We start from the raw sequence: 22,019 nt of genomic DNA, 5'->3' as shown, positions 1-22,019 counted from the left end.
CCAGCTATGGTGAAACACGCGGTTGAAGCGAACTTTGACGGGCTGATAGGGCCGACCCATAACTACGCGGGCTTGTCCTGGGGCAATGTGGCGTCCAAATCCAATGTGAACGTGGTTGCCAATCCGAAAGAGGCCGCGCTGCAGGGCCTTGCCAAAATGAAGCAGCTGGCGGACCGGGGTTATGTGCAAGGTGTTTTACCGCCCCATGAGCGGCCTCACCTCCCGACCTTGCAGGGATTGGGCTTTAAAGGCAGTGAGCGCCAGATTCTGGAGCAGGTTGCGCGCACGGATCCGTCCATTCTCGCGGCGGTTTCGTCGGCATCTGCCATGTGGACCGCCAATGCCGCCACGGTGTCGCCCAGCGCCGATACCGCCGATCACCGGGTGCACTTTACCCCGGCTAACCTGAGCGCAAAATTCCATCGTTCCATTGAACACAAGGTTACCGGCCGCATTCTTAAGGCGATCTTCACCGATGCGAGTTATTTTGCCCACCACCCGGCCTTGCCCCCGGTTAGTCAGTTCGGAGATGAAGGCGCGGCCAATCATACCCGCCTGTGCAGCCGTTACGGTGAGCCCGGTGTGGAGCTGTTTGTGTATGGTCAGGTTGCGTTTAATGAGCAGGCTCCGGCCCCGTCGATTTACCCGGCCCGGCAAACGCTGGAGGCCTCCCGGTCGGTTGCCCGGCTGCACGGACTGAGTGATCGCCACGCCGTGTTTGCCCAGCAAAACCCTGCGGCTATTGATGCCGGCGTGTTTCATAACGATGTGATTGCCGTGGGTAACGGTAACTGCCTGTTCTATCACGAGCTTGCGTTTCTTGAAGAAGAGCGGGTGCTGGCCGACATCCGCGATCGGTTGACCGGAGCTGAGTTGGTCGCTGTCCGGGTATTGGCCGCCGATGTGCCCATTGAAGACGCGGTGGCCTCCTATCTGTTCAACAGTCAGTTACTGAATACGCCGGATGGCATGCTTCTGGCCGTGCCGGGTGAGTGTCGGGAGGTGGCCTCGGTCAGCCGTTATCTGGATCAACTGGTTAAAACGGATGGCCCTATCACCAGCGTAGAAGTGTTTGATGTAAAGCAGTCCATGAAGAACGGCGGTGGCCCGGCCTGCCTGCGCCTGCGTGTGGTACTCAACGATGAGGAGCTGCATGCCATTAATCGGGGCGTTATCCTGACCGATGCGTTGTACGACCGACTGGTCAGCTGGGTAAACGCCCACTACCGCAGTGAACTCAGCCAGCAGGACCTGGCCGACCCGATGTTGCTGGACGAAGTGCGCAAGGCGCTGGACGAGCTTACCGGCATTCTGGGCCTTGGATCGATTTACGATTTTCAGTTATGAGCAGCCGGGTTACGGTTACTGGCTGGCGATAGAGCGGGTGAGCATGTCCATGGTGTGGCGAATCAGCGCGTCGGCGGGAAAGCTGGTAGTCTGAGTGGCTTCGGACTGGCACAGCATGATCACGCCGTGCAGAGCACCGCGCAAGTAGAGTGCCGTGTGTGCGGGAGAACGGATGCGTTCTCGGCTCATGGTGCCGTCTTCCAGGCCCGTGTGAATGGCAGCCGTCATCAGCGTCATCAACTCGTTCTTCGAGCACAGCATCTCTCTGGTCTGATCTTCATCCGCGTCTGCAATGGCGGTTGAAGCTTTAGTGAGTGCAGAGAAGTAGTCCGGCTCTTCAATATAAAAACGGTAGTAGGCTTCTCCCATCGCCCGGATCTGAGCCAGGCCGGTATCCGCTGTGCTGCGCGCATTCTCAAAGCGGGCGACCAGGCTCTCACCGGCCCGCAACATGATGCCCCTCTGAATGGCCGCCTTGTCTTTGAAGTAGACGTACAGCAGTGCCCGGCTCAGGCTGGCGGTGCGGGCGATGTCGTCCATTGAGGTGCGCTCATAGCCCTTCTCGGAAAACGCCAGTTCTGCGGCGTTCAGAATGGCGTCGTACCTTGCCTGTTTTTCCCGTTCCCGTCGTGACTTCAGGGGTTCGTTCATGGTGTTCCCGGGTTCCTGTGCGATGGCTGCATGATACCTGAAAGACGATAAAAACCGATTATTGACAATTTGTCAAAGAATGACATGATGTCGGAAAATAATCGGCGGTTTTCAATGGACAGGGAACCAACAACTAACCTCTTCAGGGAAAGGGGCTGATCTTCATGTCTCTCATTAAGCGCGATGCGCGATTCACTCTTGTTGGTCTTGTTCTGGTTGCTTTGATGTTATCCGGTTGCCGTGGCGGAACAAATGATTCGTCTGCGCATGCGGGTGTGTCTGTGCGTGTGGCTGAGGTAACGGGTGGTCAGATTGAAGAAATCCCCCTTCGTTTTTCCGGCATTGTTCGGGCTGCTCAGCGCGCGACCCTGACCTTTCAGGTCAGTGGCACCCTGAGAGAGCGCGCCATTGAACTTGGCCAAAACGTTGAGGCCGGCGATGTCCTTGCCCGTCTCTACAACCCGGCGCTGGAGCCGGCCAGAGATTCCGCTTTGGCACGCATTGAAGAACTGAGAACCCAGTTTGATCAGGCCCAGAGAGAATGGGAGCGCTCCAGTCGTTTGCATCAGCGCGGTGTGGTCTCTGAGCAGAATCTGGAGCAGATCGCTGCCCGCCGGGATTCCCTGAGAGCAAGCATGGCCACCGCAGAGGCCTCCCTGGCAGAAGCCACCCGGTTACTGGAAGAGAGTGTGTTAAAAGCGCCTTTTAGCGGCCAGATTGAAGCTTTGCTGGTAGAGCGGGATGAGTTTGTGTCGGCTGGCCAGCCGGTGATGCGTTTGTCTTCTCCGCTTGGCAGGGAAGTGGAAGTCCGGGTGCCGGCCCATTTGCTGAGCCACTTGCGTGTGGGGCAGGAACTGCCAGTGTGGTCGGTACAGGACCGCAACCGGTCGCCGGAAACCGGCACCGTTATTGAGATCGCCCGGGGCAGCTCTATCCGTGGTGAGTTGCATCCTGTGCTTGTTAGCCTGCCTGCCCATTCTTTGGGTTCGGGTGAGCCGGTAGAAGTGGGCATTACACCGGTACGTTCCTCTGCCATTACCGTGCCCTTGCTGGCGGTGGTGCGCAACGATTCTGGTACCAGTGTGTTCCGGGTGCAAGATGGGGTTGCCCGACGGGTACCGGTAGACATCGACCGGGTAATCGGCGAGCGAGTCATGGTGTATCCGGGTCATCTGGTTGCGGGTGATCAGGTGGTCTATGCCGGTACTACCCGCCTGGTGGATGGTGATGCGGTGGAGATTCGCTGATGACCCGCCGATTGCTGAATTATCAACGCTTACTGGGCATGGTAGTAACCATGTTGTGCCTGTTGGGAATTGCGGCCTACAGCACCATGCCCCGGCAGGAAGACCCATCGTTTCCGTACCGTGCCGGTATTATTACCGTGAGTTATCCGGGGGCCAGCGCTGAAGCCGTGGAACGCCTGGTGTTGCGGCCGTTAACGGATGAGCTGCGCCAGGTAGAAGAGTTGGATTTCAGTGTTGGCACGGCCCGCACTGGCGTTGCGTTGTCTCGTTTGAAGCTCAGGGATCATATTTACGATACCGACCCAGCCTGGGATCGGGTTCGGCAGGCCATGGATCGGGCTCGGCAGGATTTTCCCGATGACGTCGGGTTGATGACCCTGGATGACCGCCTGATTGATATCCCGGCGGTGGTTTTGGCGGTGGGCGGGTCGCCTTCAGTGACTGAGCTTTCTTCAGTGGCAGAGCGTCTGAAACAGAACCTTTCTGACATACCGGGCATTTCCCGTATTGAGCTCGAGGGTGACGCCGATGAGCAGATCACACTGGCCCTGGATGATGCTGCACTGTTCCGACTGGGCATTTCGCCGAAGCGTGTGCTCGAAACCCTGGCCCAACGCAACCAGACCATCCCCGGTGGTTTTGTGGTGGTGGATGGCAAACGCTTATCCGTTTTGCCCAATACTGAATTTGCCGATATCGACGACATCCGTGCCACCCCTATCGCTTTGCCGGATGGTTCCCAGGTGCCGCTGGCCGCCGCGGCTGACGTCTGGCGTGGGCCAGCAGAGCCGCGCCAGCCGGAGACCTGGTTTGATGGCGAGCGCGTGGTGTTGCTGTCGATCATCATGGAGGAGGGCAGCACCGACGCCATCCGCTTTGGCCAGCGCATCCGGGATCGGGTCGAGGACGTACGGGCAGAGTTCGGCCCCTATGAAATCCGGGAAATGTTCTTTCAGCCCGACAAGGTGTCTGAACGCCTGGTGAATCTGGCCTGGAGTCTGGTGTTGTCGGTACTGATCATCGTGGCGGTGGTGTTCACTGGCATGGGCATACGCATGGGGCTGTTGGTGGCGTCGATCCTGCCGATGGTGGCGCTGATCAGCATCGGACTGTATGACCTGGGCGGCGGCGTGCTGCATCAGATTGCGGTGATCGGCATGGTGATTTCGCTGGGCATCCTGATCGACAACGCCATCGTGATCGTCGAAAGCATTCAGGGCCATCTGGACGACGGAATGCGCCGGCTGGATGCCTTGCAAAAAGCGGTCGGTGAACTGGCCGGACCGCTCGGTGCCTCTACCGGCACCACCCTGGCCGCTTTCGCGCCCCTGCTGATGGCCAAGGGCGGTGCGGCAGACTTTACCCGCGGTGTGCCGGTGATGATCATGCTGACGCTCTCGGTCAGTTATCTGTTGGCGATCTCGGCGGTGCCCTTATTAGCCGCAAGATTCCTCAAACCCCGCAAGAACACTCACGGTGACCGTTTGATGGGGCTTGCCCGTTTTCTGGGTGGGCTGGTGTACCGGTATCCCGGGCGGCTGATTCTGGCCGGTGCCTTGCTGGTCTCGATCAGCCTGGGCATGACACCGTTTATGGCTCAGCAGTTTTTCCCTAATGCAGACCGGCCCAGAGTGATTGTTGAACTCTACATGCCCGAGGGCACCGATCAGGCCCGCACTGCCGCCGTTACCGAGCAGCTGGAACGGGCCGTGCGCACCCGGCCGGAGGCGCTGGAAGTGCACCGGTTTGTCGGCTATGCCGGCCCGGCGTTTTACTACAACCTGCAGCGGGCACCGCAAGCCCCGAACCGGGCCCGACTGGTTGTTCGCACACCAACGGTGGATGACACCAATGACCTGATCCCCTGGATTCGGCAAGAGGTGGCGGCCAGCCTGCCGGAAGTGGATTTGTCCGTCGGCATTCTCGGCCAGGGCCCGCCTCGCACGGCACCGGTGGAAGTGCGGGTGTATCACGCCGATGACGATACCCGGGCCCAGGCCACTGAGCAGGTGTTCGCGCTGTTGCGAGGGGTGTCTGGCACCGTCGACGTGCGTCACGATGTGGATATTGGCGTGCCCAGCATTGCCATCAATGTTGATGACGCCACCGCCGCTCGCTATGGCCTGAACCGCGCGGATGTGGCTCAGAGCCTGTACGGCCAGAGCTTCGGCGCGGTGGCTGAGCGCTATCGTCAGGAAGCCGACCCCATTCCGATAATCCTGCGTTCGCGGGAAGGTACCTCGTTGTCGTTGTCCCGGCTGTTGTCGGTCAATACCTACAACGATCGGGGCGATGCCATTCCGCTGTCGGCGGTGGCCACGGTGGAAACCACCTGGGAGCCGGCCGCCCGCTACCTGCGCAATGGCGTGAGGGTGAACACCGTCAGCGCCAACCTGGCCACCGGCTTCAGCTTCAGTCAGGCCCTGGACGGTCTCAATACGGCGCTGGCCCAGCAGCCTTTGCCGGCCGGTACCCGTCTGGAAATGGGCGGCGACGCCGAAGGCTCCAGCGATGCCAACACCGCGCTGCTGACCGCCGCGCCGATCGGTATGCTGTTGCTGCTGTTCTTCCTGCTGCTGCAGTTCAACTCGTTCCGGCGGGTCGGGATTATCTTGCTCACGGTACCGCTGGCCACCGTCGGCATCTTCCCGGGCCTGGTGCTGTCCGGCTCGCCCTTCGGCTTTCAGTCGTTGCTGGGGGTGATTGCGCTGGTGGGCATTGTGGTGAACAACGCCATCGTGCTGCTGGACGTGATGGATCGGGAGCTGGAACGGGGCAAGGCCATCCGCGATGCCGTGCGCACCGCGGTAGAACGCCGCACCCGGCCCATTTTGCTGACCACCGCCACCACCGTAGCTGGCCTGCTGCCCTTGGCCTTCTCCAGCTCCACCTTGTGGCCACCCATGGCCTGGGCCATCATCTCCGGCTTGCTGGCGTCCACCGTGCTGACGCTGCTGGTGATCCCGGCGGTGTGCACCCGGCTGATCAAGTTGCCGGTCAGCGAACCCGAGAACGCCCCGGCCTGACCATCAGGCCGACCCGTTGCCCCACCGGGACCTCCCGGTTGGGGAACACAACCGCCTCCGGCGCCGTACCCACCCGGTAGCAGGTCTGGTCATCCTCCCAGATCACCGTGCCGGGCTGGTACTCGGTAAAATTCGCCACCTCATCCGGCACATGAAACCGGAACGACGGCCCGGTATTCAGTATCTCGTGCACCACCTCAAACACCGTCAGGTGATCAAACGGCGGTGCAACGGCCGGTGCCGGCTGACCACCAAACCGCCGCCGCAAGGCCCGCTCGATTCCCCGAAACCGTCGCAAGTCGTTCCGCCCGAACGGCGCCACCTTGCCCAGCTCGACGGTAAAACTCTCCGCCTTCAACAACCCGGCGGTGAACGACGAAAACACCGTGGATTCCTTGTGTTGCAGCAACAGCGTCTCCACCTCCGCCTCCAGCAAAAACGCACACTGCCCCGCCGGCACCGAACGGCCTTCCACAAACGGGTACAACGCAAACCGCTCCCGTTTCGACGGTCGGATAGCCGTGTGCAAATCATAATGACTCAACGCCAGCCCCTGATGTGCCATCGCAAACTGCCGGCACATCTCCTCCAGAAACCGCGCCCGCCGGGCCTCCGGCAACGCCGCATAGTCCGCCTTGCCATGGGCCCCGTTAAACAGCCGGTTCATGTTTACCTCGATAAACCGGGTGCCAGCGGTCATCGCAGGCGGATTGCCCAGTATCAGCAATAGCGGGCAGGCGAGTTCCCATTCCCCAGCTAATAGCTCAGACACCAGAGTGTTCAACACCTCAATCGGCGCCGTCTCGTTACCGTGCACCCCGGCCGAGACAATTAACGCCTCCTTGTTCGGGTTCTCCCGTCCCGCTGGCGGTGTCAGCCACAGCACGCCGTTGGCTTTACGGGAAACCTGCGTGCCGTCCGGGAGTTGGTGCTTGGTTTCGGGTAAATCGGAAGAGGCGCTGGCCAAGGTGTGCGCCAGCCAGTCAGGGTGGAAGTTGAAGAGGTGGTTCAAAACGTTCATAGATTCCCCTTAGAAAAGAGCTTTGCGAAAGCCCTCTCAAAGTTCGGGGACAGATGGCAGGATCTGCTTTCCGGGAATCTTGAAGGCCAGGGACGGCCTGAAAGAAGCACACATGGATGTGCTCGTAGCGTTTCCCGGAAAGCAGATCCTGCCAGCTGGCCTGGCACCAATCTTTAGAATGAACGCAGCCAGCTGGCCCTGCACCAAGAGCCAAAACTCAGGAGTTAGCCGGCCGCTGATGCCGCAACAAATGATTCTCCAGCTTACGGAAAGCAAACACCAGCATGAACGTCAGCACCATATAAAGCAGTGCCACAAAAATGAACGCCTCAAACGGTGCGTAAAACCGCGAGTAAATATTCCGCGCTGCCCCGGTCAGGTCAATAATCGTCACCACACTGGCAATCGCACTCGCATGCAGCATGAAAATCACCTCATTCGAGTACGCCTGCACCGCCCGCCGTGCCGCATTGGGCAGAATAATCCGCCGCATCCGCAACAGCCAGTTCATGCCATAAGCCTTCGCCGCTTCAATCTCGCCATTGGGCGTGGCAATAATCGCACCCCGTAGAATCTCCGTGGTATAGGCCGCCGTGTTCAACGTAAACGCCAACAGCGCCGGGTAAAACGGCTCCCGGAAAATGGCCCACCAGAAGGTCTCATGAATGCCCGGAATCTGCGCCACACCGTAATAGATAATGTACAGCTGAATCAGCAGCGGCGTGCCCCGGAACAGGTAGGTGTACAGCCAGATCGGACCAGACACAAACGGATTACGCACCGTGCGCAGAATCGCCAAAGGCACCGCAATCACCAGACCAATCACCAGCGACAGAAACACCAGCTGCACGGTGGTCACCATGCCACCCCAGTATTCCATCAGGGTCATGGTTGTGAAGATATCGTTCTCGTTCAGCCACTCGGCAATGAAATCAGGCATCGATCAATTCCCCCGAACCACGCCGACGTTGGCCCGCTTGTCGAGCCACTTGATGAACAGCTCCGAACCTGCCGTCAGCAACAGGTAAACCGCCGCCACCGGAATGAAAAAGTGGAACGGCATGCGCTCGGCCTTGGCGGCTTCTTCCGCCACCCGCACCATATCGGTCAGGCCGATGATCGACACCAGGGCCGTGGTTTTCAGCAACACCTGCCAGTTGTTGCCGATGCCGGGCAGGGCATGACGCAGCATCTGAGGGATCATTATCCGCCGAAAGGTGTGCCAGCGGGAAAAACCATAGGCCCTGGCGGCCTCAATCTGGCCAACATCCACCGCCAGAAATGCGCCGCGGAAGGTTTCCGTCATGTAGGCACCAAAAATCAGCCCGATTGTCACCACACCAGAGATGAACGGATCAAACTGAAAGAAAAAGTCGATTTGCCGGGTTTCCCACAGATAATCAGAAAGCGCATTCACCGCCACCTGGCCACCGTAGTAAAACAGCAGCATCATCACCAGATCGGGTACGCCTCGAATCAAGGTGGTGTAGGCCGTCGCAACGCCGGTCAGTACTCGGTTGCCGGAGAGCTTGGCAGATGCACCAAGTAAGCCCAGTGTGAGCGCGAGTGCGAGCGACAGGAAGGCCAGCTCTATGGTAACGACTGCCCCCTCTGCGAGGGCCGGGCCATAGCCTTTCAGATCAAGCATGGGATTATCCGGAAAGCGGGGAGCAGCCAGGTGGCCGCTCCCGGGGTCGTGTTAGATCTTGATGTCGTAGCTGAAGTATTTCTCCATGATGGCATCGTAGGTGCCATCTTCTTTCAGCTTCTTGAGTGCGGCGTTGATGTCTTCCGCCAGATCGGCATCACGCTTGCGCATAGCAACGCCGACGCCTTCACCCAGTTTTACCGATTCACCCACTTCTTTGTAGCCGTCGCGGTTCAGGATGGTCTGCTCACCCACCGGGTAGTCTACAAAGACCGCATCCAGGCGCTGGCCTTCCAGGTCGAGAACCATGTCCTCAGCCGTGGTGTAGCGCTTGATAGAAACCACGCCGCCCATGTTCTCGGTTACGTAGGTGTCCATGGTGGTGCCACGCTGTACACCTACGTTCTTGCCTTTCATGGCATCCATGTCGGTAACGTCGGTGTTGAAAGATTCAGGACCGAACCAGCCACCCGGAGTGATGTAGTACGGCTCGGAAAACAGTACCCGCTCGGCGCGTTCAGGAGTGATCGACATAGACGACATGATGATATCGAATTTGCGAGCCAGCAGGCCCGGGATCATGCCATCCCACGCCTGAATGACGAATTCGCAGTTGGCGCTCAGTTCTTCACACATGGCGGTGGCCAGTTCTACCTCGAAACCGGTCAGCTCGCCATTCTCATCGCGATATTCAAACGGCTCGTAGGGAATGTCGAAAGCAACCCGCAGGTTGCGATCCTGGGCTTGAGCAGTGCCAGCGATCATGGCCAGAGCACAGCTTGCTGCAACAATCAGTTTTTTCATGTGTCACTTCTCCAGTGATTTGCCTGTGCGGCTTTATTCTTTAGCGAAACTTTTGTTCCAATACCGGTTTCAAGATAGCACCGGATCTAGAACTTCGGAGCAAGAAATTGCTTCATACGTTCGGACTCCGGATGATCGAAGACCTTATCCGGCGAACCCTGCTCCTCAATCACGCCCTGATGCAAGAACAGGACCTGAGTGGACACATCCCTGGCAAATGCCATTTCGTGGGTGACCACGATCATGGTGCGGCCTTCCTCGGCCAGACTCTGCATTACCTTCAATACTTCGCCCACCAGCTCTGGGTCCAGCGCTGAGGTGGGTTCATCAAACAGCATTACTTCTGGCTCCATAGCCAGGGCACGGGCAATGGCCGCGCGCTGCTGCTGGCCGCCGGACATCTGGGCCGGGTAATAGTCTTTGCGCTCGTAGATGCCGACTTTGTTCAGGTAGGCTTCGGCCCGCTCGATGGCTTCCTTCTTGGGGACTTTCAGAACATTGATCGGGGCTTCGATGATGTTTTCCAGCACGGTCATGTGGGACCAGAGGTTGAAGCTCTGGAAAACCATGGACAGCCGCGCCCGGATCAGTTCGACCTGGCGGTTGTCGGCGGGTACCCGCTGACCTTTGCGGTTATGTTTGAACCGTATTGGGTCACCGTGCACGATAATGTCGCCCGAGGTGGGGGTTTCCAGCATGTTGATGCAGCGTAAGAAGGTGCTTTTACCCGAGCCGGAACTGCCGATCAGGGAAATCACATCGCCTTTGCGGGTTTCCAGAGAAATGCCCTTGAGGACTTCAAGTTGATCAAAGGTTTTGTGGATGTCCCTGCAAATCAGAGGCGCGGTTTCCGCCATGGGGTGACTCCTGGGGCTGTCATTAAAGGGCGCATGTTTTACGGACTGTCGCCGTGGAAAGCAATACCGCTTTGTTGGGTTTTCGTGAACTTGGCGGCACTCACAATCCGGATGGCGCACGGCCTTTGGAACATTCTGGCGTAATCATTAATCAATGCAAGTACTTTGGCGAGTTGGCCATCGCCTACAGCGGGTGGTGGGTTCTTCGGGGCGTTCGGCGACAATTGTGATCGGTTGTGGCAAGTGTTTCTATATAGTCAATTGGTATGACCAGTTGACAAAAGGGTAGACGATGCCGGCATGAATGATGAAGATAGAGGACAACGTGAGCAGCAAGTGGCCGGAAATGCTATGACTGACAAGCCAACAATAAGCCGCGAACAATTGGCGGACACGTTCAGGCAGTTCATTGATCCTGCGTTTGTCATCAGCGATGACGAAACTCTGAAGCCCTATGAATGCGATGGCCTGGCCATGTACCGCGAGCTGCCGATGCTGGTGGTGCTGCCGGATACTGTCGCCCATGTGCAGCGGGTCATATGTATTTGCCATGAGCACAACATTCCGGTGGTGGCGCGCGGTGCCGGCACCGGGCTGTGCGCGGGGGCCATGCCTCATAAAGAAGGTGTGGTGCTGTCGCTGGCGCGATTCGATCGCATTCTTGAGCTCGATCCGCTGGCCCGAACGGCGCGGCTACAGCCGGGTGTCCGCAATCTGGCGATCAGCGAAGAAGCTGCCCAATACGGGCTCTATTATGGTCCGGACCCCTCATCCCAGATTGCCTGCTCCATAGGCGGTAACGTCGCGGAAAATGCCGGTGGCGTGCACTGCCTCAAATATGGCCTGACCGTGCATAACATCCTCAGCGTCGAGATGATTACCGCGGAAGGCGACCGGGTCACCCTCGGCAGCGACGGCCTCGACTGCAGTGGCATGGACTTGTTGGCACTGATTACCGGCTCTGAAGGCTTGCTGGGTGTGGTTACCGAAGTGAAGGTAAAACTGCTGCCGAAGCCAGAAGTGGCCCAGGTGATCATTGCCGGTTTCGACAGCATTGAGAAAGCCGGTGATGCGGTGGGCGGCATCATCTCTCACGGTATCATTCCCGGTGGCTTGGAGATGATGGACAGCCACGCGATCATCGCGACTGATGACTTTTGCCACGCCGGCTACCCCAGAGAGGCAAAGGCGCTGCTGTTGTGTGAGGTAGATGGTACAGAAGAAGAAGTGCAGCAGCATATTGCCGAGGCAGAAGCGGTGTTTCGCAAACTCGGTGCTACGTCGATTCGTACCTCTCAAAGCGAAGAGGAGCGTGCGCTGCTGTGGAAGGGGCGCAAGTCGGCCTTTCCCGCAGTGGGGCGTATTTCACCGGATTATTACTGCATGGACGGCACCATTCCCCGCCGGTATCTGGCCCGGGTGCTGCTGGCAATGGAAAAAATGGCCGAGGAATTCGCTCTGCGAGTGGCCAATGTGTTCCACGCCGGCGATGGTAATCTGCATCCGTTGATTCTGTTTGATGCCAACGTGCCGGGTGAGCTCGAGAGCGCCGAGGCCTTTGGCAGTCGTATTCTTGAGCTGTGCGTGGAGGTTGGCGGCTGTATAACCGGCGAACATGGCGTGGGCGTGGAAAAAATCCGGCAAATGGCGGTGCAGTTTAATGATAACGAGCTGCAGCAGTTCCACGACATCAAAGCAGCGTTTGATCCCACCGGTATTCTGAACCCGGGCAAAGGTGTGCCCACGCTCAGGTTCTGCCAGGAGTACCGGTCTATCGAACACAAACAGCACAAGCACGAACAGGTGGAAGCCAGCCATGGCTGATCAGATCCAAGAGTTACAGGAGCAGGTGCTTCAGGCCCGCCGTAACAAGCAAACGCTCAATATTGTGGGGGGCGGTACCAAAGCGTTCATGGGCCGGCTGGCCAGTGCCGATGCGAGCACCCTGAGCCTGGCCGGGCATACGGGCATCGTCGAGTACCACCCGGTCGAACTGGTGTTGACGGCGCGGGCCGGCACGCCATTGCAAGACATCGAGGCGGCGTTGGCGGAACACGGCCAGTGCCTGCATTTTGAACCGCCCCGGTTCGGTGATCGGTCCACCATCGGTGGCACCCTGGCCTGCAATCTGTCTGGCCCGGCGCGGCCCTGGAGTGGTTCAGTACGGGACCAGGTGTTGGGCATTCGCCTGCTTAATGGCAAGGGTGAGCACTTGCGCTTTGGCGGTGAAGTGCTGAAAAACGTGGCTGGCTATGACGTGTCGCGCCTGCAGGCTGGCGCCATGGGCACTCTGGGTGCGATCACCGAAATCAGCCTGAAGGTCATGCCCAAGCCTGCCACCACCGTCACCCTGGTGCAGGACATGGCGCTGGATGAGGTTATCCACTACATGAATAAGCGATCCGGCGAACCCAAACCAATCACCGGTGCTTGCTGGGTGGATGGCAAGGTGTACCTGCGCCTGGCCGGCGCTCGCTCGGCGGTGGACGCTACGGCCGAGAAATGGTCTGGTGTGGTGATGGCGCAAGGTGACCAGTTCTGGCAGCAGGTGCGTGACCTGCAACACGATTTTTTCAAAGCCAGCGAGGCACCACTCTGGCGTTTCTCGGTAGGCTCGGCTGCCACCATGCCGGCACTTGAAGGCCGATGGTTGCTGGATTGGGCCGGCGCTCAGCGCTGGTATCGGGGGCAGGCCACGCTGAGTGACTTGGAGCCGCTGGCCAGAGCCGCCGGTGGCCAGGTCAGCCTGTTCCGGGGCGGTGACCGCGCCGGCGAGGTGATGCCCGCCCAGCCTGAGGCGTTGAAAACGATTCAGCGCCGTGTAAAAAACTCGTTTGACCCGGACGGTATTTTCAATCCCGGCCGTCTCTACAGCTGGTTGTAATCATGCAAACAAATCTGGTTCAGCACTTTGCCAATACACCCGACGGTCAGGAGGCGGAAGAGATCCTGCGGGCTTGCGTACACTGTGGTTTTTGTAACGCCACCTGCCCGACCTATCAGGAGCTCAATGATGAGCGTGACGGCCCCAGGGGCCGGATTTACCTGATGAAGATGTTTCTGGAGGGCGCAGAAGCCACCGAAAAGACCCGGGAGCATCTGGATCGTTGCCTGACCTGCCGCAGCTGTGAGACGACCTGTCCTTCCGGTGTGCAGTATGGCCGTCTGGTAGATATCAGTCGCGGTCTGCTCGAACAAGAGCTGCCCAGGTCGCCGAGACAACGGGTGCTGCGCTGGGCGCTGACCCGAGTTCTGCCGGACCGCCGGTTATTTGGTTTTGTACTCAGACTGGGGCAGGCCTTTCGGCCCTTGCTTCCAGAGAAACTGCGTACCAAAGTGCCAGTTCGCCATGAGGCCAGCCCATGGCCGCACTCCAGCCATAACCGGATCGTGCTTGGTCTCGCCGGCTGTGCGCAGCCGTCTGCCGCACCGAACACCAACGCGGCCACCGCCCGGGTACTGGACAAGCTCGGTATCACGTTGGTGGAAGCGCCCAAGGCTGGTTGTTGTGGCGCGGTCAATTATCACTTGTCGGAGCATGAGCGCGGCCTGGAACAGATGCGCCGCAACATCGACGCCTGGTGGCCTGCCATCGAAGCCGGTGCTGAGGCGATTGTGATGACGGCTTCTGGCTGCGGTGCGATGGTGCAGGATTATGGCCACCTGCTGAAAGACGATCCGGTTTATGCTCACAAGGCCCGCAGGGTTAGTGAGTTGTGCATGGATTTGGGAGCCTTTTTGCTGCGCGAAGATCTGGAGCTCATCAAAACCGATGTCCAGGCTGGCAAGGTGGCTTTCCATTGCCCATGTACACTTCAACACGCCATGAAGCAGAGTGGTGTGGTAGAGCAGGTACTTGCCAGAGCTGGAATTAAATTGGCCACAACCAAAGACAAACACCTTTGTTGCGGCTCTGCGGGCACCTATTCCATTCTGCAACCCGAGATGAGCCAGACGTTGCTGGATAACAAACTGCAAGCACTGACTGTGGACGACCCGGTTAAAATCGTGACGGCAAACATTGGTTGCCAACTGCATCTGGAAACCCGATCGCAGTTGCCTGTGCAACACTGGATTGAGTTGCTGGACCGTTAAACCGGTCCCAACAGGGTGCCTCTGTTTTTTATAGAATTGAGTCTGATGCCGGCAACCGTTGCCGGGCGTTCAGGATAAAACCCGGTCTCACAGGATGTGATTATATATGCCAAGGATTATGGCCCTTCCTCTACTATGCGTGTTGTTTTCCAGTGCAGTTCAGGCTCAGGTTTACCGTTGGATTGATGCCAATGGCTCCATCCATTTCTCCGATATACCACCGGTATTGGAAGCACACTCGCAAGTGCCAGTGCGGCCCCCTGCGACGGTGCCGATGAATGAGAATATTCGCCAGGCTGATCGAGTCAGTCATCATCGAAAGGAGCTGGATAAGCTTCTCGCTCCAAACAGTAAGGCTCGCTATGCAAAGGCTGAGCGGGCGCAAGACGCCCGTGATAAGCAGTGCCAGAAGTATCGTCAGCAACTGGATCAGCTTCAGGCCAGATTGAGGGCCGGTTATGGCAATGATCGGGGCAACAACCTTCGGCAACAGCGGCGCGAGCTCAGTCAGTCCTATAGCCGGGAATGCGTACTCAATTAGTCGTGTTTCGGAAAGCGCCCATTGGAATTCAGCGTACAAGAGTGGCATTGCGTTGATCCTCAGGCACAGCTCTTTCCACCAAAGCGGCGACTTCTTCAATAACGGCTTTTTCGCGTCCCTCACTGACGATTGCTTTTATGCTAGGGGCTATAGCGAGCACTTCGCCAACACCACAACCCGGAGCGGTGGCGCCTGGATGACGCCTCGGAATACTGCCGCTTGAAGTGTGCGGCACGAAGGCAAGGATTTGTGTTGTCTCTTGAACATTATCCGGGTGTCAGTCAGTGGTTGCTATTGCTTTTGTCACTGAGGCAATGACCCTGAATTTAGTGCAGCCTTATTCTTTTTTCGATACTCCGTGGGCGTACACCCTACTTGTTTTCGAAAGGCTGTGTTAAAGGTCGATTTCGAATTAAATCCTACGGCATAGCATATACGGGATACCCCCTCGCTGGTGTGGCGAAGGGCATTGCAGGCCTCTTCGATGCGGTATTGGTTGACCCAATCATAAAAATTAGAACCATAGCATTGATTGATCGCAGCGGATGCTTGGTGCGTAGTCGTTCCACAGACATCAGCAAGGGTTCTCAGTGTCAGGTTGTTGTCTTTGAATAACCCCTGCTCCATGCTCTGAGTGAGATGGTCAAACAGGGCAAGATCGACACTGTCGGCTGCGGGCTGGTTATTCACATCCGTCAATGATCTTGGTGTGCTTGGAGACCTCGTTGTTTGGGCAACATGGGTGGGCGGGTGCGCATGTGTAAGCAAAAGATAGGTAAGGTAAGCCGTGGTAGGCGCTAATACATAAGCAACGGAAAAACCCTCGCCAAAAACATGATAAACGACAATTCTGGTCGCCATGCTGCCAGCAATAATGAGTTGTATTAGCTGGAAGTGACCAACCCAATTTCGAATGGCTGGTTTTCGGGTGCTTACTCCCTTTCGGCGCTGCAACCACCAATAGAACAAGCTGGCTGTAGCGATAACAGCCAGGTAGGAGTTGCCATGCAAGGCGAGCGGTTGCCAAAGAGATTCGGCGATCCTGCCTTGAAGCATCCAGTGGACCTTGAGCTCACCGGGCATACCCCAGAACGGGACGGCGAGCATGGTCACAAGAATCATGGGGGCAGCGTGAAACCACCACATCTTGGGTCGATTCAAAGCATTCTCACCCTGGATTGCCCGAATATAGCCATAGATCGTGAACGGAATCATTACGATCAGGGGATCGACCAGCTTTAAAAAGAACGGGAAGCGTGCCATCCAATCACTTGCCTGGTAAACAAACTCCAGGGATTGAAGCACCACAAGGCAGACGAGTGCGAGTAGGTACGCCATCGGAAGCCTGTCATTTTGCCTGTTCACAAACCAGCTCAGGCTGGCAAAAAACAGAATGACGCCGATACACAGACAAACCAGCGCAACAGTACCCACCCAGTAATTCATCGCTTCTCCAAGTTCGAATCGATCTGTTCGAACCTTTAACTTATTGTTTTATAGGTTTTATTAAAAATACGTTCGGTTCTATCGCCAAGGACGATTCACATCATCCTGCTTGCTGTAATAAAGGTTCCAAAAGCACAACGACAAAGAAGAGGAACCTTGCATGGGTATGCGCTCAATCATCACTTTTTCAGTTATGACCCCCATACTTCTGGCCGGCTGTAGCGGCGGGTCAAGTTCGGAGCAAACTTCGAAATATCAGGTTGATATACGTTACACCGAATTTGGAGTTCCGCACATCATTGCCAATGACTACGGTTCATTAGGTTACGGTGCGGGATACGACCATGCCAGAAATAATCTATGTACGCTCTCCGAGCAGTTGGTGAAACTGAAGTCTCAAAAATCCCGTTATTTCGGGCCCGGCGATCGGAGCACGAACATACTCACGGACGTAGGCTATAAGGCTTTGGATTATCCGGCACAGGCCGCGGAATTATTCAGCGAACTGTCGCCAACGTCGAGCGAGCTTTTAAAAGGCTACGCGGCCGGATTCAACCGCTCACTGGATGACCGAGCGGGACCGATGGATTATCCGTCGCCTTGCCGGGGCGCCGAGTGGGTCGAACCCATTACCGCCGAGGACTTGCTGGCTTACCATCTTGACCTGGCGGGTTTGGCCAGCGCGCGGAACTTTATCAGTGCAATTGCCGCAGCACAGCCACCAACTGCAACTATGGCAGCTTTTGACCTAGAACTGGACGCGGCCAAGGTGTTCACCTCCGAAGGCATCGGTAGCAATGGCTGGGCACTGGGCGAGGACAAGGTCGAGGAAGGTACCAAAAGCTTGCTGTTAGGGAACCCCCACTTCCCCTGGGACGGCGAGCTGCGGTTTTACCAGAACCATCTGACTATTCCCGGTGAGCTGGATATCAACGGCGTGGCGATGATCGGTGTGCCAGCGGTTTTAGTCGGGTTTAATCGGAATCTTGGGTGGACACACACGGTATCGCAGTCCAAGCGATTTACCTTTTACCAACTGGAACTGGATACCTCTGACCCAACCCGTTACAAATATTCTCCAGATGGTCAGACCGCAGAAGTCCGCGACATGACGAGAAAAACGGTGCAGATACAGGTTAAACAGGCTGACGGAAGTCTCGCCGATTACAGCCAGCCGGTCTACTTCAGTCACTACGGGCCTGTTGTTAATCTGGCGTCTCTCTCGCCAGCGTTAGGCTGGACTGCTAACACAGCCATCGCATTCCGGGATGCCAATGCCGGCAACATCCGGATGGTGGATCAGTGGCTTGCGATGGGCAGAGCAGAGAGTCGAGAGGCCTTCTTCAGCGCCTTTGAAGAGCATCAGGGTATTCCCTGGGTCAATACCCTGATGATCGATAAAGAGGGTACCGCCAGCTTCATTGATGGCACCCAGGTTCCGAACCTCGGGCTGATGGCAGAGGGGTACTGGCGTCAGGCTTCGCTGTCGCCCTTACTGGAACCAATCTGGCAGGATGGCGCGGGAAGCGTCCTATTGCCGGGTGATGATGCCAGGTATGAGTGGATAGACACAGGCGAAACCAAAACACCGGGCGTTGTGCCATTCGCTAAAGCGCCACAACAGACACGTCGTGATTATGTCTTTAACGCCAACAGCAGTCATTGGCTTTCCAACCTTGAGCAGCCTCTGGAAGGTTTCAGTATCATCTACGGTCCTGAGGGAACGATCCGCAGCACTCGCACCCGTTACAACGCCCAGTTGATTTCTGACAACAGCAATTCCGGGTTGGCTGGCGTTGATCGCCGCTTTTCTCTGGAAGAGCTCAAAACCGTGATGACCCAAAACGGCTCACTGTTCGGCGGAGAGTGGAAGAATCAATTGACCAGTCGTTGTACGACGTATTCTACCGTGGAATATGAAGGCGAATCTTTTGACCTGAAAGCTGCGTGTCAAACGCTGTTCAACTGGGACGGTCGCTACAATACCGACAGTAACGGCGCACACCTGATGCGTGAGTTTCTGGCGGCGTTCCGAGTGTCTCGCCACCGGGAGCTTTCCGATGAGTTGTTTGCCACAGCGTTTGATCCTGCGGAGCCTGTCACTACGCCCTCCGGTCTGGCACCTATAGACACAGCCAATGCAGAGATTGATCCGGTACTGCAGGCTTTGGCGGCAGCCGCAGACAGGCTTAACAAAGCCGGTATTGCATTGGATGCTCCGCTGGGCGATGTTCAGTATGTTCTCAAAGCCGAAGGCGAACAGCCGATTGCCATCTCTGGTGGCTACTCCTTCGAAGGTGCGTTCAACATGGCGGAAACCAAAGCCAGTTCCAGAAGCACATCCGATCTTGCCAATACTCTGACCGGCAGGCCGGTGGAGGGTAGCCCCCTATTCGCACTGGATGAAAATGGCGACGGCACTGAGGAGCTGGCTTATCGGATAAACTATGGTTCCAGCTTCGTTATGGCTCTGGAGTACACAGAGAATGGTCCAAAAGCTGAAATGTTCCTGAGCTACAGTCAGGGGCACGACCCGCAGAGTGAGAATTTCAAAGATCAGACAGAGCTATACAGTAATCTTCAGTGGCGACCGATGTTGTTTAACGAAGGGGACATCGCAGATGCGGTGATAGAGACGATTACTCTACAGGAGTAATTTACACTGGCGGCCCTGGCTCAGGGTCGCCAGCTTTGGTTGTTATTGCTTACGCTCTTGGTTTTTTGGGGCGTGTTATAATAGATGGATTGCAAAGTCGGCCAAGAGAGGAGAAACCGAGATGGCCAGAAAACAGGCGAAAGCCACGCAGCATAGCGCTGTGCAGCGAGAACTGAGAACGCCGAAATACCAGATGCGAGTGGTTGAGGACAAAAGCAAATACAAGCGCAAGCGGGACAAGACTGTAAGGATGGAGGATTTTCGCAAGGCCGCGTGAGCGTGGTGTTACGAAAGTCCTTCCTCCGCTTTGTCACAAAAGCTTCATAGAACTCCAACTGCGGCCTGATAGCCTATAGTGTTTCGGTATATGGAACATGGCAGGAGCCGGAGTTATGAGAATTATTGCGCTCTACAGTCCCAAAGGCGGTGTTGGTAAAACCGCCGCGGCGGTTAATATTGCTTACCTGGCCAGCCAGCACAATCGGGCGACCTTGTTGTGGGATCTCGATCCACAGGGTGCAGCCAGTTTTTACCTGGCCGGGGCTGAACGCATTAAGGGTCGCAAGCTTTCTAAGCTATTGGAAGGCAAATCCCCGCTCTCCGAGTTTATCCACGAAGATGTCTTCCCGGGGCTGGATTTTATCCCTGCGCACAGCAGCTTCCGGAATTTTGATATCAAGCTGGAGCATGAGCAGGATGCGAATGTGCTCAAGCAAGTATTGGCTCCGCTCTCTGAGGATACCAGCCTGGTTGTTCTGGATTGTCCGCCCACACTCTCGCGGTTAACCGAGCAGGTTCTGGACATTGCCGATCACGTCTATGTGCCCGTGATGCCAACCTGGTTGTCACTGAACAGCTGGAATCAGTTATTGGAGTTTGTGAAGAATAAGAAGCTGGGCGCCAAAAAGCTTCATCCTTTCTTTTCCATGGTCGACCGTCGGAAAAACCTGCACAAGGAGCTTATGGCGCGAGGTCCTGAATTGTTGGGTAACCCTATGGCTGTGGCGATCCCTTACGCCAGCGTGGTCGAGCGGATGGGTGAAGAGGGCTTGCCGCTTGAGCTGCTGGCACCCAGCAGCCCGGCGGCGGAAGTCTACCGTAAGATGTGGCAAAGCATTCGCAAGGATATCGGTGCTTGAGGTTTCTGCCGGCGCCATTTTCCGCTCTTTCGCGCTACTATACATCGCGACTGGGCCTGAGAGGGCCAAGCGTCGACCCTGGAACCTGATCCGGTTAATACCGGCGGAGGAAGTGCGACTTGTTCTATCTAACGGTTGCCGTGCTCAGCGCGGCGCTCCTCGGTTTTGCTGTTCTTGGTCTGCGTGCACGACAAGCAGACGGTCTGCTGGATGATTACGTTACCGCCCGAAACTCCCAAAGTGCACAAGCTATCGGCTTGTCGTTTCTCGCTTCCGGTATGGGCGCGTGGATTCTCTTTGCGCCACCGGAAATCGGCGCGTTTGTAGGGCCTGTGGCGCTGGCGGGTTATGCGGTCGGCTCCGCGTTGCCATTTTTGGTGCTGGGGTTCTATGGCCCGGCCATCCGCAAGCGGCTACCGGCCGGCCGGAGTATCGGCGAGTTTGCCGAGGCTTGCTATGGCGCTGGTGTGCGACGCTGGGTGTCGTTGGTTTCAGTCGCCTACATGGCCTGTTTTCTGGCGGCGGAACTCACTGCGATCGGCGCCATTGCCGCGCTGCTTTCCGATGTGCCGCCCGCACTGGTCATTCTCGGTGTGGCGCTGGTCACGCTGATCTATACCTCTGTCGGTGGTTTGCGGGCGAGCCTGGCCACTGACCGCTGGCAGGCCTGGTTGTTGTTGGCCTTGTTGCTGCTTGTGGGTGGCGTGGCCTGGTACTGGCTGCCCTCCATGCCATCGGAGGCAGTCATGCCTTCTGTGCCGGTTGGCAGCGCGCTGTCTGTGGCGCTCACTCTGGTAATTGCGGTGACCGCCGCCAACCTGTTTCATCAAGGGTATTGGCAGCGGGTGTGGGCTGCTGAAACGGACCGTGCCCTTGGGCGCGGCGCGGTGTTGGGCGGCATCAGCACGTTCATGGTGGTGATGGCCATTGGTGGCCTGGGGATGCTGGCGGCCATGCATGCATTACCGCTGGGCCAGCCTCCCATTCCATTCTTCGCGTTGCTCTCCGCCGCACCGGCTTGGCTTGCTTTGCCGGCGCTGGTTCTGGCGGTGACGCTGGTGGCCTCCAGTGTCGATACCTTGCAGAACGCCATTGCTTCGATGGCGGTGGCGAGTTCCGGTCGACGTGGCCTGTCAGTGCGTGCTGCCCGCTGGGCGACAGTGATACTGATGGTGCCGGTGATCTGGGTGGCTCTGCAGGGCTTCTCAGTACTGCGGCTGTTCCTGATTGCAGACTTGCTGTGTGCGGCGATTGTGGTGCCGGTCTTGCTGGGATTGTGGCGCCGTATGTCGCCGCTGGCAGCGGTGGCCGGTGGCCTGGCCGGGTTGCTTGGTGCAGTGCTTCCCGGCTGGGTGAGCCAGGGGAGCTTTACCGCAGGGGCTCTGGCGGCGAGCTTTCCGAACAGCATTCCAACGCTGGCACCGTTCCTTGGCGCCTTGCTGGCATCCAGCCTGGTCAGTTTGCTGATTGCCTGGCTGTATCCGGGGGTAATCCCCCCATTTTTAACGGGATTCAAAAGTAGAGCCTAGGCCACCATGGCC

The 22,019-nt window shown here is 57.4% G+C and carries 19 protein-coding genes; 12 read left to right on the top strand and 7 right to left on the bottom strand.

Annotation, left to right across the window (positions count from 1 at the left end; translation table 11 throughout):
- Window positions 1–6 precede the first annotated feature (6 nt).
- Complete coding sequence (gene astB / locus IBX51_RS07275; RefSeq protein ID WP_291830240.1) at window positions 7–1,347, top strand: N-succinylarginine dihydrolase; 1,341 nt, start codon at window positions 7–9, stop codon at window positions 1,345–1,347.
- A 15-nt stretch (window positions 1,348–1,362) separates the two neighbouring features.
- Here the strand turns inward: astB and IBX51_RS07270 are convergent, their stop codons facing one another.
- Window positions 1,363–1,998, bottom strand: coding sequence for a TetR/AcrR family transcriptional regulator (locus IBX51_RS07270; RefSeq protein ID WP_291830238.1), 636 nt, complete (start codon window positions 1,996–1,998; stop codon window positions 1,363–1,365).
- Window positions 1,999–2,162: 164 nt separating this feature from the next.
- Here IBX51_RS07270 and IBX51_RS07265 point away from each other — a divergent pair, with 164 nt between their 5' ends.
- Both IBX51_RS07265 and IBX51_RS07260 read left to right on the top strand, forming a co-directional pair.
- Complete coding sequence (locus IBX51_RS07265; protein WP_291830236.1) at window positions 2,163–3,245, top strand: efflux RND transporter periplasmic adaptor subunit; 1,083 nt, start codon at window positions 2,163–2,165, stop codon at window positions 3,243–3,245.
- On the top strand, window positions 3,245–6,271 hold the full coding sequence (locus IBX51_RS07260) for an efflux RND transporter permease subunit (RefSeq protein WP_291830234.1): 3,027 nt from the start codon (window positions 3,245–3,247) through the stop codon (window positions 6,269–6,271). Before IBX51_RS07265 ends, IBX51_RS07260 begins: the two co-directional genes overlap by 1 nt.
- On the opposite strand, the gene IBX51_RS07255 is transcribed toward IBX51_RS07260, so the two are convergent.
- The 5 genes from IBX51_RS07255 to IBX51_RS07235 all read right to left on the bottom strand — a co-directional run bounded on the left by IBX51_RS07255 (window position 6,243) and on the right by IBX51_RS07235 (window position 10,601).
- Window positions 6,243–7,292 carry a succinylglutamate desuccinylase gene (locus tag IBX51_RS07255; protein ID WP_291830233.1) on the bottom strand — a complete coding sequence of 350 codons (1,050 nt, stop codon included), beginning with the start codon at window positions 7,290–7,292 and terminating at the stop codon, window positions 6,243–6,245. The two genes, IBX51_RS07260 and IBX51_RS07255, sit on opposite strands and share 29 nt — an antisense overlap.
- 217 nt (window positions 7,293–7,509) lie before the next feature.
- Entirely contained in the window at window positions 7,510–8,232 is a 723-nt protein-coding gene (locus IBX51_RS07250) for an ABC transporter permease (protein ID WP_291830231.1), read from the bottom strand.
- Between the two features lie 3 nt (window positions 8,233–8,235).
- Entirely contained in the window at window positions 8,236–8,940 is a 705-nt protein-coding gene (locus tag IBX51_RS07245; protein WP_291830229.1) for an ABC transporter permease, read from the bottom strand.
- Window positions 8,941–8,991: 51 nt separating this feature from the next.
- Window positions 8,992–9,744 carry a transporter substrate-binding domain-containing protein gene (locus IBX51_RS07240; protein WP_291830227.1) on the bottom strand — a complete coding sequence of 251 codons (753 nt, stop codon included), beginning with the start codon at window positions 9,742–9,744 and terminating at the stop codon, window positions 8,992–8,994.
- A gap of 86 nt (window positions 9,745–9,830) precedes the next feature.
- Window positions 9,831–10,601, bottom strand: coding sequence for an ABC transporter ATP-binding protein (locus IBX51_RS07235; protein WP_291830225.1), 771 nt, complete (start codon window positions 10,599–10,601; stop codon window positions 9,831–9,833).
- 53 nt (window positions 10,602–10,654) lie between these two features.
- Between IBX51_RS07235 and IBX51_RS07230 the strand changes: the two genes are divergently transcribed.
- The 5 genes from IBX51_RS07230 to IBX51_RS07210 all read left to right on the top strand — a co-directional run bounded on the left by IBX51_RS07230 (window position 10,655) and on the right by IBX51_RS07210 (window position 15,237).
- Window positions 10,655–10,831: a hypothetical protein gene (locus tag IBX51_RS07230; protein WP_291830223.1), complete on the top strand. Its 177-nt coding sequence runs from the start codon at window positions 10,655–10,657 to the stop codon at window positions 10,829–10,831.
- Between the two features lie 121 nt (window positions 10,832–10,952).
- Window positions 10,953–12,425, top strand: a complete 1,473-nt coding sequence (locus IBX51_RS07225) for an FAD-linked oxidase C-terminal domain-containing protein (protein ID WP_291830221.1) — start codon at window positions 10,953–10,955, stop codon at window positions 12,423–12,425.
- The gene (gene glcE, locus IBX51_RS07220; protein WP_291830219.1) at window positions 12,418–13,485 is read left to right on the top strand and encodes a glycolate oxidase subunit GlcE; all 1,068 of its coding nucleotides are present in this window, start codon (window positions 12,418–12,420) and stop codon (window positions 13,483–13,485) included. The genes IBX51_RS07225 and glcE overlap by 8 nt, the downstream gene beginning before the upstream one ends.
- 2 nt (window positions 13,486–13,487) lie before the next feature.
- A complete protein-coding gene (gene glcF, locus IBX51_RS07215; protein WP_291830217.1) occupies window positions 13,488–14,696 on the top strand; it encodes a glycolate oxidase subunit GlcF in 1,209 nt (402 codons plus the stop codon).
- A 106-nt stretch (window positions 14,697–14,802) separates the two neighbouring features.
- Window positions 14,803–15,237, top strand: a complete 435-nt coding sequence (locus tag IBX51_RS07210) for a DUF4124 domain-containing protein (protein WP_291830216.1) — start codon at window positions 14,803–14,805, stop codon at window positions 15,235–15,237.
- 303 nt (window positions 15,238–15,540) lie between these two features.
- On the opposite strand, the gene IBX51_RS07205 is transcribed toward IBX51_RS07210, so the two are convergent.
- Window positions 15,541–16,683: an AraC family transcriptional regulator gene (locus tag IBX51_RS07205; protein ID WP_291830214.1), complete on the bottom strand. Its 1,143-nt coding sequence runs from the start codon at window positions 16,681–16,683 to the stop codon at window positions 15,541–15,543.
- A gap of 160 nt (window positions 16,684–16,843) precedes the next feature.
- Between IBX51_RS07205 and IBX51_RS07200 the strand changes: the two genes are divergently transcribed.
- The 4 genes from IBX51_RS07200 (at window position 16,844) to IBX51_RS07185 (ending at window position 22,007) form a co-directional block, all read left to right on the top strand.
- Window positions 16,844–19,339: a penicillin acylase family protein gene (locus tag IBX51_RS07200; RefSeq protein WP_367166344.1), complete on the top strand. Its 2,496-nt coding sequence runs from the start codon at window positions 16,844–16,846 to the stop codon at window positions 19,337–19,339.
- Between the two features lie 121 nt (window positions 19,340–19,460).
- Entirely contained in the window at window positions 19,461–19,616 is a 156-nt protein-coding gene (locus IBX51_RS07195; RefSeq protein ID WP_291830212.1) for a hypothetical protein, read from the top strand.
- Between the two features lie 115 nt (window positions 19,617–19,731).
- Window positions 19,732–20,478, top strand: a complete 747-nt coding sequence (locus IBX51_RS07190) for a ParA family protein (RefSeq protein WP_291830210.1) — start codon at window positions 19,732–19,734, stop codon at window positions 20,476–20,478.
- Window positions 20,479–20,597: 119 nt separating this feature from the next.
- Window positions 20,598–22,007, top strand: coding sequence for a sodium:solute symporter (locus IBX51_RS07185; RefSeq protein WP_291830209.1), 1,410 nt, complete (start codon window positions 20,598–20,600; stop codon window positions 22,005–22,007).
- Window positions 22,008–22,019: the final 12 nt, after the last annotated feature.

Source organism: Marinobacter sp. (genome assembly GCF_014859525.1).
Classification (GTDB): domain Bacteria; phylum Pseudomonadota; class Gammaproteobacteria; order Pseudomonadales; family Oleiphilaceae; genus Marinobacter.
Note: the sequence above shows the minus strand (reverse complement) of the source record. Positions and strands in the feature narration are given on the sequence as shown.